The following is a 13,019-nucleotide window of genomic DNA, read 5'->3' on the forward strand; positions in this document are numbered from 1 at the left end:
CCTGATCCGGCCCCGACCGGCCCCCCACCCCGCCCGAGGCCCTCATCGATGGAGATGACACCGGCAATGACGTCAAGGACCAACCGCCGTCGACCACGCGTCGACACGCTCGCCTGGGCCGTCGTGGCGACAGCCTTCGCCCTCCCCGCCTCCGTCGCGACCACCGCGACCGCGGCCCCGCAGGCGCCGACCGCCTTCGGCAACGCGACCACCTCACCCCAGGACCGGCCCGACTACCTGAACACCGACCTCTCGTTCCAGGCGCGGGCCGCCGACCTCGTCTCACGCATGACCCGGGCGGAGAAGATCCAACAGTTCCGCGCCGAGCGGCAGCACAACGCCGGTGTCGCACCCGCGATCCCTCGCCTCGGCGTCGCCGCGTACAACTACTGGAACGAGGCCCTGCACGGCGTGGCGCGTGCGGCCGAGGACTCCGAGCACAAGCTGAATCAGGGTGGGGAGGCCACCGAGTTCCCGACCGGTCTCGGCATCGCGGCGACGTGGAACCCCGACCTCGTCCGTCGCATGGCCTCGGCCACCTCGGACGAAGCCCGGGCGATGAACAACTTCGCCTCCTCCGGTGTCGCGGCCTCCCACAAGGGGCTGACGTACTGGTCCCCGACGATCAACATGCACCGTGACCCGCGATGGGGTCGCGCGGAGGAGACCTACGGAGAGGACCCCCACCTCACCACCCAGATCGGTGGGCAGTTCGTTCGCGGCATGCAGGGCGATGACGACACCTACCTCAAGACCGTGGCCACTCCCAAGCACTTCTTGGCCAACAACTCCGAGAACAACCGCCACACAGGCGATTCGGTGATCACCGAGAAGGAACTGCGCGAGTACTACACCCCGGCGTTCGCCGCGCTGGTCGGCCGGTTCGGCGCCGCGTCCCTCATGACGTCCTACAACCGCGTCAACGGGACCCCGGTGTCGGCGAGCAAGGAGTACGTCGAGAAGCTGGCGAGACGGACGTGGGGGTTCGACGGAGCGGTCACCTCCGACTGCGACGCCGTTCGTGACGTCTGGCAGTCCTCCAACCACCACTGGGGACCCGACGGCGGAACACCGCTGACCGCACCGCAGGCGGTCGCCTGGACGTTGAAGACGGGTGTCGACCTCGACTGCATGGATCAGGACTACCCGACCTACCTTGAGCGGACCTACCAAGCAGGGGATGTCACCGAGGCCGACATGGACGTCTCCCTGGTCAGGACGTTCACGTTGCGCATGCGCACCGGCGAGTTCGACCCCGCCGAGAAGGTGCCGTGGCGGAGTGCGGAGTACTCGATCGACAAGGAGGTCTCGAGCCCGGACCACCTCGCCCTGTCGCAGCGGATGAGCGACGAGGCCGCGGTCCTGCTCAAGAACGACCGCCCCGGCGGTGCCAGCACCGGCCCTCGCGCACTGCCGCTGGCCGAGAAGGACACCCGACAGGTCGTGGTGGTCGGCCCACTGGCGACGACCGAGGTCCACGGTGACTACTCGCCGACCCGGTTGGCGACGAGTTCGAACGCCCTGGAGGGGATCCGCAAGGCGGTGGCCAAGGTGGCCCCGGAGGCCGAGGTCACCCACATTCCCGGGATGTCGAAGTCCGGCCTGGAGAACAAGCGCAAGCCCGTCATCGGCGCGCGCATCGCGGCGACGGCCGGCGCTCAGGCGACCCCTGCCGCCGTCCGGTTCCTCGACGCATCGGGTCGCGAGCTCGGCCGGGTCAGCCCGGAGGCCATCCTGCGCAGCGAGCGATTCTCCGGCTGGCGTGGTGTCCAACCCTGGAGCAACCCGGCCACGGCCTACGACACGATGCAGACCCTCGGTGCCTGGGGCGGCTGGTTCGACACGACCGTGGCCGTCCCCGCCGGGACCGCCAGGGTGGAGGTGGCCCAGGGCAACCCCGACGGCACCCTGACCGGCGGCCGCTTCGACGTCCGCCTGGGTGGCGAGCGCGGTCGAGTGGTGGCGACGGTGCCGGCTACCGGCAAGACGGCGGCCGCCGACTACGACGGTCCCACCGGATCGCAGACCCTGCACTTCGGCTACGTCAACGAGTCCTTCGTGCCGCAGTTCACGGACGAGGAGAAGCGGACCATCGGTGATGCGGACGCGGTGATCTCCTACGTCGGCACGATCGCCGGCAACGACTCGACCAACCCGCGCATCCCCGGGAACCCCTCCGACTCCTCCGAGGACGAGGACCGACCGAACATCGACCTGCCGCGTGGGCAGGCCGAGCTCGTGCGCGCCGTCGCGAAGATGAACCCCCGCACGATCGCCTGGATCCAGGCCATCAGCACGGTCGACATCGAACCCTTCAAGGACGAGGCCGCCGCCATCGTGTGGTCGACCTACAACGGGATGTACCAGGGCGAGACCGTGGGACGCGTCCTCACCGGTGAGGCCAACCCCAGCGGCCGCCTCCCCTTCACCCAGTACGCGGACATCCGGCAGCTGGCGGATGCGCGCGACTACGTGATGACCCCCACCGGGGGCCGCAAGGGGCGGACGTACCAGTACTTCACCGGGGACGTGAGCTATCCGTTCGGCCACGGACTCGGCTACTCGACCTTCGAGTACTCGAACCTGGCCGTCGACCGCACCCGCGTCGACGTCGACGGGCGGGTCACGGTGAGCGTGGACGTCCGCAACACCTCGTCGCGTTCCGGCGCCGAGGTGGTGCAGGCCTACGTGTCCTCGCCCAAGGCGGGTGACGCCCTGCGCCCGAACGAGCAGCTCAAGGGGTTCACCAAGGTGACGATCCCGGCCGGGGCCACCACGCGCGTGAAGCTGGTGATCGACGCGAAGGACCTCTGGTTCTGGGACGCCGAGGCCGACCGCAAGGCCTACGAGCTCGGCCGGTGGGGCCTTCGGGTCGGGTCGTCGGCCGACCCCAGGAAGGGGCTGAAGGACTCCTTCGTCCTGGGCGGCCGGCTCGACCCGCGCATCGGCACCGTCGCCGCCGTCCCGGACGGTGTCGTCCTCGACACGCGGGCGCCTGCCGGCGTGATCCACGCCAACCTGTCGGCGACCCGCAACGACGACTCCTTCTACGACCTGCGCCGCGTCTCGGTGACGTACCGCAGTTCGGATCCGTCGGTGGCGAAGGTCGACGACACAGGCGCCGTCAGCCCGGTCTCGGCGGGCGTCGCGGAGATCACCGCGACGGTGCGTGCCGACGGTGGCAGCAAGTCGACGAGCTTCCCCGTGGTGGTGCGTGACGGGGCGTCGACGACGGGGGACGTGACCCTCCACGAGCGCGTCGTGTCGTTCCCTGACCAGACCTTCGCCCGCCGGCAGACCACCCAGGGCGTCTCCCTGAAGGCGGCCGTGGTTCCGGCCGACGCCTCGGCGAAGTACACCTACCGGGTCGCGCTGAACGAGGACAACACCGCTGCGGCCACGGTCTCCCCGGAAGGGGTCCTGCGGGCCTCGTCGCGAGGCATCGTGCGCGTGACGGTGGTCGCAGAGGTCGCCGGCCGGACGTACTCACGCACCTCGACGATCACCATCCGGTGATCCGACCCGTCGGACCTGCGGGTTCGACGACGTGAAGGCAGGGCGGTCCACCACCGCCCTGCCTTCGGCGTGGTGCGGCGTCCTCGACATGCGTTCGAGACTCCGGGCATGAAGGATGGCCGGGAGTCCCGGGTGCCCGAGCCACGAGTCCTGGGTACGCAGTCCCGAGCCACGAGGAGTGAATTCGTCGTTGAACGACAACCCGACCCCCATCGAGGGATACGCCTACATCGGAGATCAGCGGACGGGCGCCATGGTGAGTCCCGGCGGGTCGATCGACTGGTTGTGTCTGCCCACCTTCGACGCCTCGGCGGTGTTCGCGGCGATGATCGGCACCCCTGAACACGGTCGCTGGCTGCTCGGTCCGGCGGGTGAGGCGACGACGACGCGTCGCTACCTGCCCGGCACCCTCGTGTTGGAGACGCTGCACGAGACCTTATCGGGAACGGTGCGGGTCACCGACTTCATGCCCGCCGCGCGTGACCGCGCCGACGTGATCCGCCGCGTGGAGGGCGTGAGCGGTGAGGTCGAGATGCGGCACGAGTGGACCGTGCGCCCCTGGTACGGCAAGCGGCAGCCGTGGATGAACCTCCTCGACGACGAGCACGGTCGGCGGTTGACGGCCACCGCCGGACCCTCCCGGTACGAACTGCGCGCGCCGCACCTGCCGGGCGTGGGCGGCGACACGTTCACGGTGACCGCCGGCGAGGTGCTCGACTTCGACTTCACCTGGCAGGAATCCCACCTGCCCCCGTGCCGCCACGTCGACGTCGACGAGGCGCTCAAGACGACGATGCGCGAGTCGCAGGAGTGGCTGGCCCTGAGCGACTACGACGGCGATTACCGCGAGGCGTTCGACACCTCGCTGATGGTCCTGCGCCACCTCACCGACGCCGACACCGGCGGCATCGTCGCCGCACCGACGGCGTCCCTGCCGGAGGAGATCGGCGGCGGACGCAACTGGGACTATCGCTACTGCTGGCTGCGGGACGCCTCCCTGACGATCGAGGCCCTGCTGAGCGCCGGCTACCAGAACGCCGCACGCCTGTGGCGGGACTGGCTCGTGCGGGCCGTGGCGGGCGACCCCACGCGCATGCAGATCATGTACCGCGTCGACGGCGGTCACGACCTGCCCGAACGGGAGCTCGACCACCTGCCCGGCTACCGCGGCTCGACGCCGGTGCACATCGGCAACGGCGCCGTCGGCCAGCGGCAGACCGATGTCCTCGGCGAGGTGATGGTCGCCCTCGAGATGGCACGCGACATGGGCCTGGCCGAGGACGAACACACGTGGGCGCTTCAGGTCGCCCTGGTCGACCACCTCGCGGACAACTGGGAGGCCGAGGACAACGGCATCTGGGAGATCCGTGGCCCCCTGCACAAGTTCACCCACTCCCGGGTCATGGTGTGGGCGGCGATGGACCGGGCGATCCGCGCCGCGCAGAAGCACGACCTGCCCGGAGACACCGCCCGGTGGCGCGCGGTGGCGGACACGGTGCGCGCGGAGGTCCTGGAGCGCGGCTGGAACGCCGAGCGGGGCAGTTTCCGGCAGCACTACGACACCGACGAGGTCGACGCCTCACTGCTGCTGATCGCCGCCGTCGGATTTCTCGAACCCGACGACGAGCGGTTCGTCGGCACGGTCAGAGCCGTCGAGGAGGACCTCCTGCGCGACGGGCTGGTGCTGCGCTACCGCACCGGATCGGGCATCGACGGCCTGGCCGGGGACGAGCATCCCTTCGTCATCTGCTGCTTCTGGCTCGCCAGCGCCTACGCACGGGTGGGCCGGCACGACGACGCGAGGGCGCTGATGGACCGCCTCGTCGGGATGCGCAACGAGGTCGGGTTGTACTCGGAGGAGGTCGACGGCCAGGGCCGCTTCTACGGCAACATGCCCCAGGCCTTCAGCCACCTGGGTCTCATCACGGCGGCGCTGGATCTTCAGCAGTACGCAGGCGGCCCGGGTCGGGCAGCGGACTCCGGGGATCGTTCATGAACGAAGTCTCATGACGCTCGTTTCTCGCTGCTGAAACTTCTTATGGACGTACGCGTGTATGGGTTTCGGGTCGGCGACGGACGGCGCCTGCCGCCCCGGCTGACTAGGGTCGGAGGCACCGACCTGCCGAACCTGACGAAGGGTGTTCCATGACGTTCCGTCCGACCCTGGCCACCGCCGCCTCCCTGCTCCTCGTGGGCACCCTGAGTGCCTGTGGTGGCAGCACCGACGAGCCGCCCGCCTCGGCGCCGCAGCCGGCGACCGTGACGCAGACGGTGACCGCATCACCCACCGCCATCCCCACCGAGACCGGGGCGCCGACGACGTCCGGCACGGCGACGGGCACGGGCACGGGCACGGGTGCGGCGAACCTCGCCTCGGGTCGATGCACCGGTGAGGTGGGCGGAGAGCGGACCGACCGCGACGTCACGGTCCCGAACGGGGCGACGTGCACCCTGGAGGGCACGAGGATCGACGGGAACGTCGTCGTGCAGCAGGGCGCGACGCTGATCTCGACGAACGCCACGATCGACGGCGACGTCAAGGGTCAGGGGCACGCCGACGTGAAGGTGACCGGAGGCCGCATCGACGGCAACATCCAGCTCGACGACGGCGGCTCGGCCACCATCCGCGACACGATCCTCGACGGCGACATCCAGGCGATGGGCAACTCCGGCGCGCAGACCTTCACGGGCAACACGGTCGACGGCAACATCCAGTGCAAGGACAACGACCCCGCCCCCACCGGCAGCGGCAACCGCGTGTCCGGCAACAAGGAAGACCAGTGCGCGCGCCTGTGAGGCACTGATCGAGGCGAGCCGGCGGGCCGAAAGCGAAGGGGGCCTCGCGGGACCAGAGCCCGCCCCCGGCCCGGTCCGCGCTCGTCGACCACCCGACGACAGTGATACTTGTGGACGAATCACACGGACGAGAGTTTCCACACGTGCCCATAGTGTGCCCCTCCTCGTTCTCCTCGCCCTGTGTCATCGACCGTGAACACGACGACGCCCCGAACACGTGAAGTGAACGGGGCGTCGCGGTGAAGCCGGTGAGCGTCAGACGCGCGTGCCGCGGCCGCGGCCCATGACCAGCTTGAGGATGAACAGCAGCAGGCAGGCGCCGAGCACCGCCGTGACGAGGCTGAAGAAGAAGCCGCCACCGGCAGCGTCGAAACCGGCGAGGGTCATGAGGTAGCCACCGAGGAGACCACCGATGACGCCGACGACGACGTTGGCCAGGCAGCCCATCTGGGCGTCGGTGTTCATGAACTTGCTGGCGATCCAGCCGGCCAGACCACCGATGATGATCCAGGCGATGAAACCCAGCGAGAGTGTTTCAGGCATGTGTTCTCCTTACGTGCGTGGTGTGTGCAGGGCCGTCGGGCGAACGCGGCGTCGCCCTCGACGCCACGCAGGGGTGCCTCCGCAGTCAGACGTCCCATACCCAGAGACACCGGAGCTCATGCACAGCCCCCGTGCGGTGTCGAAGGCCGGACTTTTCGTCTCACGTCCTCGAGTGGCCGGCCTCGTCCTCGTCGCCGGCTCCATCGCCGCTGTCGCTGTCGGCCAGTTCGTCGTTGTGCTTCGGGGAGTACACCGCGGAGCCCGTGAGGTAGGCCGACCGCGCGATCGTCATCGACCCCACCGCGGAGGCGACGAGTTGCAGGATCACCGCGACGACCAGCTTGACGGCGTTGTCGAGACCGGGCACGAAGAAGAACGTGCCGGTGACGATCATGGCGAGTCCCGACCCGGCGGCCGTGGAGATCGCCGAGGCACGCGTGTAGATGTCGGGCAGCCGGATGACGCCGATGGCCGCCGTCGAGAACAGCAGCGCCCCGATCACGATGAGCACCTGGCCCACGACCGCGGCCCAGAGCGGCGTCTGCGCGACGAGGTCGCCCGACAGGTCGATGGGGAACATCAGCGCCGTCCTCTCGTGAGCGCGCGGGCGAGGGAGACTGTCGCGAGCAGCCCGAGGATGGTCGCCACGAGCACCAGGTCGAGCACCTGAGGAGTCCCGAAGACCAACCCCATCAGCGACATGAGGCCGATGACGCTGAAGAACAGCAGGTCGGAGGCGAGGGCCCGATTGCCGTCACCCGGACCGGCGAACATGCGCCAGCTCGCCACCACGGCCGAGAAGGTCAGCAGGGCGATGCCGATCATGATGCCGATCACTCGGACCCCTCCTGCGCCGGCGCTCCATCGACGGGTCGTGCCGCCGCGAGGACGCGCCGCTCCATCTCCCGCGTTCCCGCGCGCACGTCCGCAGGATCGTCGTCGAACATCGAGTGCACGTAGATGCGGAAGGAGCGGGGCGCCTGCGGGTCGCGCCCCGGACCGCCGCCCGCGACCGTCGACCCCGAGGCGGCGCGCGGTGTCGTCTCCTGCGTGGCCAGCACCATGGTGCCGGGGGTCAGGGTGATGAGCATGGAGAGCAGCGAGACCTCCCACTCGGTGCGGCACCGGGTGTCGTACCGCACGATCTGTGGGTGGGACAGGTGCGTCGGGGTGACGATGTCCCAGATCACCGCGAGGTTCGAGACCACGAACTCCTTGGTGTACCAGGCGAGGGAGGAGAGGACCCGTAGGGGCCAGGTCGCACGACTCATGGTCCGAGCACCGCCTGCACGTAGGTGGACGTGTCGAGAAGTCCGGCCGCGGCGGTGTTCGCGAGGGGGAGCAACAGCTGCGCGCCGAGCCCGAGGACGAGCGTGGTGACCGCGAGGACGCCCGCGGGGGCGATGAGACCGACCCGGATGCGGCTCCCCTCGGTCCCCACCTGCTCGATCACGTCGTCGTCGTTGTCCTTGGGATCGCCGAGGAAGGTCTTGCCCCAGATCTTCATCATCGACTGCACGGTGAAGAGGCTGACCAGGATCGCAATGGCGACGGCCGCGACCTGCCCCGCCTCCCACGCGGCCACGACGAGCGTCAGCTTGGCGACGAAGCCCGACAGTGGCGGGATTCCGGCCAGGGAGAGCGCCGCGAGCAGGAAGACGATCGCCGTCAGCGGCTCCCGCGAGAGCAGACCGGTGATCGTGCCGAGGGGGTAGCGCCCGTACGAACGCTCCACCGCGCCGATGGAGAGGAACAGCGAGGCCTTGACGATCATGTGATGCAGCAGGTAGAAGATGCCCGCGGCGAGGCCGAACTGCGTGAACAGGGCGACGCCGAGCAGGATGTACCCGAGCTGGCTGACCATGTGGAAGGCGAGGATCGAGCGGGCGTCGTGTTCGCCGACGGCCCCGAGCACCCCGATGAGCATCGTCAGGCTGAACAGCAGCACACCGATCCACAGGTAGCGCGCGTCGCCGTCGAACAGCACCGCGTAGATGCGGTAGATGCCATAGGCCGCGACCTTGGTGTGCAGGCCGGAGAACATCGCCGTCATCGCCGGGGGCATGTACGGGTAGGTGCGGGACAGCCATCCGTGCACCGGCACCACGGATGCCTTGACCGCGAGCGCCAGCAGGACGACGCCCGCCGCGACCGCCACGGCCGGGTCCTGCGCGGCGCGGCCGGCCAGCTGTGCACTGTTGACGGTGCCCGTGATGCCGTAGATCAGACCGACACCCGCCACGAGGATCGTGCTGGTCAGCAGATTGAGGGTGACGTAGATGCGGGCGGCGCTGACCTGCCCGACCGACGCCCGACCGGGCCGCGCGAGCATGATCAGCGCGTAGGACGGCAGGAGCATGACCTCGACGAAGACGAAGAGGTTGAACAGGTCGGCCGTGAGCAGGGCGCCGCACACCCCACTGGTGATGACGAGGACGAGCGGGCCGAAGAACGTCAGCTTGTCCTCCCCCGACGCGGCGGCAAACCACGCCGAGACGAGCGTCAGGAAACCGGTGACCAGCAGCATCAGCGCGCTGAACGTGTCGGCGGCGAAGACGATCCCGACTCCCGGGATCCACCCGGAGATGGTGTGGCCGAGCGCCGACCCGTCCGAGACCTCCGCCAGCAGGACCCCCGCGAAGGCGACGAGCCCGGCCAGCGTGAGCAGCGTGATCGTGCGCTGCAGCACGACGTTCGAGGGCAGCACGAGCAGCACCCCGGCCACGAGCAGGGGCGCCCCCACGAAGAGGGGAAGGAGGGCGGCGCTCACCAGTCCTCCTCCGACCAGCCGTACGACTTCTCCAGGTGGCCCTTGCCGGCGCGCAGGCGACGCCGGTATCCGGCCTGGTCGGCGCGGTCCAGGTAGCGCAACTCCACCTCGTCGATCTGGGGGTCGTCGGCGTCGAGGAGGTCGGGCGTCTCCGCCTCGCGCCCCTCGACGGGCATGTCGGTGTCGTCGTCCTCGTCGCCCACGACCGACAACACGAGCATGTAGACGGTGATGGCGAACGCGATGACGATCGCGGTGAGCACGAACGCCTGCGGCAACGGATCCGCCGTGGTCGCCGGGTCCGGTGCGGCGGACAGCGCGGCGTTGCGCCGGGAGGCGCCGCCGGCGGTGACGAGCAGCAGGTTGGCCCCGTTGCCGATGAGGATGAACCCGACGACGACACGAAGCATGCCGCGCCGCAGGATGAGCAGGACTCCGCCTCCGACGAGGACGGCGACCGCGAGTGCGAGTGCCATGTCAGCGCTCCTTCTCGGTCGGCGGGTCGAGGGACGGTTCGAGCCACGGTGCGCGGGTGCGGTCGCGCTCCCCGGTGGTGGCGAGACGCGGCGCGGTGTCGGGGTGGTGGGGTTCGTCGACGGTGCCGCCCCGCCCGACCATCGCCTCCTCCTGCGTGCCGACCTTGCGCAGGGGCGGCCGGCCCGCGGTCGTCCCCAGGCGGCTGATCGCCGCGAGGATGATGCCGGCGACCGCGAGGTACACGGCGAGGTCGAAAACAAGTGCGCTGGTCAGCTTGATGCCGCCGAGAGAGGCGTGCAGCGGGCGCAGGAACGAGCCGTCGGCGTACCCGGCCAGGCCGGTGACGACTCCGATGATCGCGCCCCACCCGATGAGAGTGACGTACGCCCGCGAGAGTCGGCTGACGCGGTCGTCGGGGGCGGCGAGGTAGATCAGCGAGATCCCCGCCCCGAGCACGAGCGCCGAGACGAAGCCGCCGCCGGGGGCGTTGTGGCCGCGCAGGAAGAGGTAGGCGGACAGGACCAGCAGCAGCGGCCCGAGGAACCGGTCGGTCACGCGCAGGATGATCGTGTTGGACACCGGATCCTCCACGGCCTCCGCCACGCGGGCCCTCCTGGGTGAGGGTCGGTAGGGCAGCAGACCGCGGCCCTCGAGCGCGACGATCACGGCCAGGGCCGCGACGCCGAGGACGACGAACTCCCCGAGGGTGTCCAGCGCGCGGAAGTCGACGAGGATCGTGTTGACGACGTTGGTCCCGCCGGTGAGCTCCTCGCCCTCGGTGAGGAAGGTGCGGCCGACCTCCGACAGGTCGCGCCGGCCGGTGAACGCCCAGGTCCCGAGCCCGGCGGCCGCTCCGGTGAGCACCGCCAGGACGCCTGCCATCGCGAGCCGGGCGCGGCCGGTGCGGTGGAACGTGTCGGGCAGGCGGGCCAGCACGAGCACGATGACGACGAGGGTGAGCGTCTCGATCATGAGCTGGGTCAGGGCGACGTCGACCGCGCCGAGGGTGAAGAAGAACAGCGACATCGCGAAGCCGGCGACCCCGACGACGACGACGATCGTCATGCGGGTGTGGGCCACGTTGGCCAGCACGACGCCGACGGTCACGAGGAAGAGCAGGATCCAGTCGGTCGGGCGGGTGATCGGCGCGTGGACCGGATCGACACGGGCGATCGCGAGGCCGCCCCCGGCGAGGACGACGAGCATCACCAGGGGCCAGGCCAGGTGCCCGAAGGGCGCGTCCGAGCGGGTGACGTCGCCGACCCGCCGGCCCAGGGCGATGCTGCCGTCGCGCAAGGACTCGGTGATGCCGATCGCGGTGAAGGGCAGCAGCTTTCGATCCCCGAGCAGCCGCTCGAGGGGGTGCCGGAAGGCGACGAGCACCGACCCCAGGGCGATCACCGCGAGCGACATGAGCAGCGCGGGGTTGACGCCGTGCCACAGCGCCAGATCGGTCTCGGCCTTCTCACCGAGGACGGCCTGGGCCGCGGGCGTGAGCAGCGGCTCGGCGATCGGCCCGGCGAGTCCGAGGACGACGCCCGCGAGCGAGACGACCGCCACCGGCAGCAGGAAGCCGACCGACCCCTCGCGCGGCGGCTCCTCCATCGGCGGACCGGGGAAGACCGGCAGGATCATGCGCGCCGAGTAGGCGAAGGTGAAGGACGCGGCGACGACCATGACCAGGCCCACGAGCACCACCACGGCGCCCGGCAGGTGCGCCTCGGAGACCCCTTGAACATCGCCTCCTTGGAGACGAAGCCGAACAACGGCGGCAGTCCCGCCATCGAAGCGGCGGCCAGCGTCATCACCACGGCGGTGACGGGCATCGTCCTGGCCAACCCGGTGAGGTCGCGCATGTCGCGGGTGCCGGCCTGGTGGTCGATGACGCCGACCGACATGAACAGGGCCGCCTTGAACAGGGCGTGGCCGGCGGTGTGCACCACCGCGGCGGCGATCGCATACGTCGTGCCGATGCCGATGGTGGCGACGATGAACCCGAGCTGGCTCACCGTCGAGTACGCGAGCAGACCCTTGAGGTCGTGGCGCTGCAGGGCGAACACCGCCCCCATCAGCGCCGTCGTCAGGCCCACGGAGATCAGCAGCGCGTTCCACACGCTCACGTCGTGGAACAGCGTGGAGAAGCGCAGCAGCAGGTAGATGCCCGCCTTGACCATCGCGGCGGCGTGCAGATAGGCGCTGACCGGCGTGATCGCCACCATCGCGTCGGGCAGCCAGCCGTGGAAGGGGAACTGCGCCGACTTGGTGAACGCCGCGATCGCCACGAGGACCGCCACGGCCGCCGTGAGGTCGGGCCGCTGCGTCCACACCGGGTCGACGAGCACCGCGGACAGCGACGTCGTACCCGTCGTCACCCACGCGACGGCGACGGCCACGAGCAGGCACAGGCCACCGGCGACGGTGAGCAGGAAGGTGCGGATGGCGGGCTCGGTGCCCGCCGGACCCGAGCGGGCGATGAGCAGGAAGGAGCACAGCGTCGTGAACTCCCACATGACGAAGAGCACGACGAGGTCGTCGGCGAGGACGAGCCCCACCATGGCCGCGCCGAAGAACGTCATGAGCGCGTAGAAGATGCCATGGCCGCCGCCGTGCAGGTAGCGCGCGCAGTAAGAGAGGACGACGGCGCCGATGACCAGGACGAGCAGCCCGAAGAAGAAGGACAACCCGTCGAGACGGAGCGCGAGGGAGACACCGATCGCGGGGATCCAGGGGACGCTCTCGGTGACCGCGGACGTCTCGCCCCGGCCGAGCCACACGCTGGTCAACCCGCCGGCCACCGCGAGCATGCCGGCCGCCACGATCCACCCCGCGGCGCGACCCATCACCTCACCGAGCAGCCAGGCCAGCGGCACGAGGGCCGCAGCGGCCAGCAGGAGGTACGGGAGGGTCATCGGGGATT

Annotated in this window: 11 protein-coding genes; 3 read left to right on the forward strand and 8 right to left on the reverse strand. The window is 70.0% G+C overall.

From position 1 onward, the window contains the following. The first annotated feature begins 54 nt into the window (after positions 1–54). The 3 genes from QQK49_RS17875 to QQK49_RS17885 all read left to right on the forward strand — a co-directional run bounded on the left by QQK49_RS17875 (position 55) and on the right by QQK49_RS17885 (position 6,312). Positions 55–3,516 (forward strand): glycoside hydrolase family 3 N-terminal domain-containing protein, encoded by a 3,462-nt coding sequence (locus tag QQK49_RS17875; protein WP_284305152.1) that lies wholly within the window; start codon positions 55–57, stop codon positions 3,514–3,516. A gap of 190 nt (positions 3,517–3,706) precedes the next feature. Beyond that, entirely contained in the window at positions 3,707–5,512 is a 1,806-nt protein-coding gene (locus QQK49_RS17880; RefSeq protein WP_284305153.1) for a glycoside hydrolase family 15 protein, read from the forward strand. Positions 5,513–5,661: 149 nt separating this feature from the next. Beyond that, positions 5,662–6,312, forward strand: coding sequence for a right-handed parallel beta-helix repeat-containing protein (locus QQK49_RS17885; RefSeq protein WP_284305154.1), 651 nt, complete (start codon positions 5,662–5,664; stop codon positions 6,310–6,312). Between the two features lie 255 nt (positions 6,313–6,567). Here QQK49_RS17885 and QQK49_RS17890 read toward each other — a convergent pair whose 3' ends face one another. The 8 genes from QQK49_RS17890 to QQK49_RS17925 form a co-directional block, all read right to left on the reverse strand. Continuing rightward, positions 6,568–6,855 (reverse strand): GlsB/YeaQ/YmgE family stress response membrane protein, encoded by a 288-nt coding sequence (locus QQK49_RS17890; protein ID WP_284305155.1) that lies wholly within the window; start codon positions 6,853–6,855, stop codon positions 6,568–6,570. Positions 6,856–7,015: 160 nt separating this feature from the next. After that, entirely contained in the window at positions 7,016–7,435 is a 420-nt protein-coding gene (mnhG, locus tag QQK49_RS17895) for a monovalent cation/H(+) antiporter subunit G (protein WP_284305156.1), read from the reverse strand. Continuing rightward, complete coding sequence (locus tag QQK49_RS17900) at positions 7,435–7,692, reverse strand: monovalent cation/H+ antiporter complex subunit F (RefSeq protein WP_284305157.1); 258 nt, start codon at positions 7,690–7,692, stop codon at positions 7,435–7,437. The genes mnhG and QQK49_RS17900 overlap by 1 nt, the downstream gene beginning before the upstream one ends. Beyond that, positions 7,689–8,126, reverse strand: a complete 438-nt coding sequence (locus QQK49_RS17905; protein WP_284305158.1) for a Na+/H+ antiporter subunit E — start codon at positions 8,124–8,126, stop codon at positions 7,689–7,691. Before QQK49_RS17905 ends, QQK49_RS17900 begins: the two co-directional genes overlap by 4 nt. Beyond that, positions 8,123–9,625: a monovalent cation/H+ antiporter subunit D family protein gene (locus QQK49_RS17910; protein WP_284305159.1), complete on the reverse strand. Its 1,503-nt coding sequence runs from the start codon at positions 9,623–9,625 to the stop codon at positions 8,123–8,125. The genes QQK49_RS17905 and QQK49_RS17910 overlap by 4 nt, the downstream gene beginning before the upstream one ends. Next, positions 9,622–10,101 carry a sodium:proton antiporter gene (locus tag QQK49_RS17915; RefSeq protein ID WP_284305160.1) on the reverse strand — a complete coding sequence of 160 codons (480 nt, stop codon included), beginning with the start codon at positions 10,099–10,101 and terminating at the stop codon, positions 9,622–9,624. The genes QQK49_RS17910 and QQK49_RS17915 overlap by 4 nt, the downstream gene beginning before the upstream one ends. A 1-nt stretch (position 10,102) precedes the next feature. Beyond that, positions 10,103–11,791, reverse strand: a complete 1,689-nt coding sequence (gene mbhE / locus QQK49_RS17920) for a hydrogen gas-evolving membrane-bound hydrogenase subunit E (RefSeq protein WP_284305161.1) — start codon at positions 11,789–11,791, stop codon at positions 10,103–10,105. Further along, positions 11,734–13,011 (reverse strand): proton-conducting transporter transmembrane domain-containing protein, encoded by a 1,278-nt coding sequence (locus QQK49_RS17925; RefSeq protein ID WP_284305162.1) that lies wholly within the window; start codon positions 13,009–13,011, stop codon positions 11,734–11,736. The genes mbhE and QQK49_RS17925 overlap by 58 nt, the downstream gene beginning before the upstream one ends. Between the last annotated feature and the right edge of the window lie 8 nt (positions 13,012–13,019).

The organism is Mobilicoccus caccae (genome assembly GCF_030161635.1).
Taxonomy (GTDB): domain Bacteria; phylum Actinomycetota; class Actinomycetes; order Actinomycetales; family Dermatophilaceae; genus Mobilicoccus; species Mobilicoccus caccae.

What these genes read in the sequence shown, in the direction of transcription:
- QQK49_RS17890 (WP_284305155.1), bottom strand. Translation starts at nt 6,855, where the DNA reads ATGCCTGAAACACTCTCGCTGGGTTTCATCGCCTGGATCATCATCGGT.
- QQK49_RS17915 (WP_284305160.1), bottom strand. Translation starts at nt 10,101, where the DNA reads ATGGCACTCGCACTCGCGGTCGCCGTCCTCGTCGGAGGCGGAGTCCTG.
- QQK49_RS17875 (WP_284305152.1), top strand. Translation starts at nt 55, where the DNA reads ATGACACCGGCAATGACGTCAAGGACCAACCGCCGTCGACCACGCGTC.
- mnhG (WP_284305156.1), bottom strand. Translation starts at nt 7,435, where the DNA reads ATGTTCCCCATCGACCTGTCGGGCGACCTCGTCGCGCAGACGCCGCTC.
- QQK49_RS17885 (WP_284305154.1), top strand. Translation starts at nt 5,662, where the DNA reads ATGACGTTCCGTCCGACCCTGGCCACCGCCGCCTCCCTGCTCCTCGTG.
- QQK49_RS17905 (WP_284305158.1), bottom strand. Translation starts at nt 8,126, where the DNA reads ATGAGTCGTGCGACCTGGCCCCTACGGGTCCTCTCCTCCCTCGCCTGG.
- QQK49_RS17925 (WP_284305162.1), bottom strand. Translation starts at nt 13,011, where the DNA reads ATGACCCTCCCGTACCTCCTGCTGGCCGCTGCGGCCCTCGTGCCGCTG.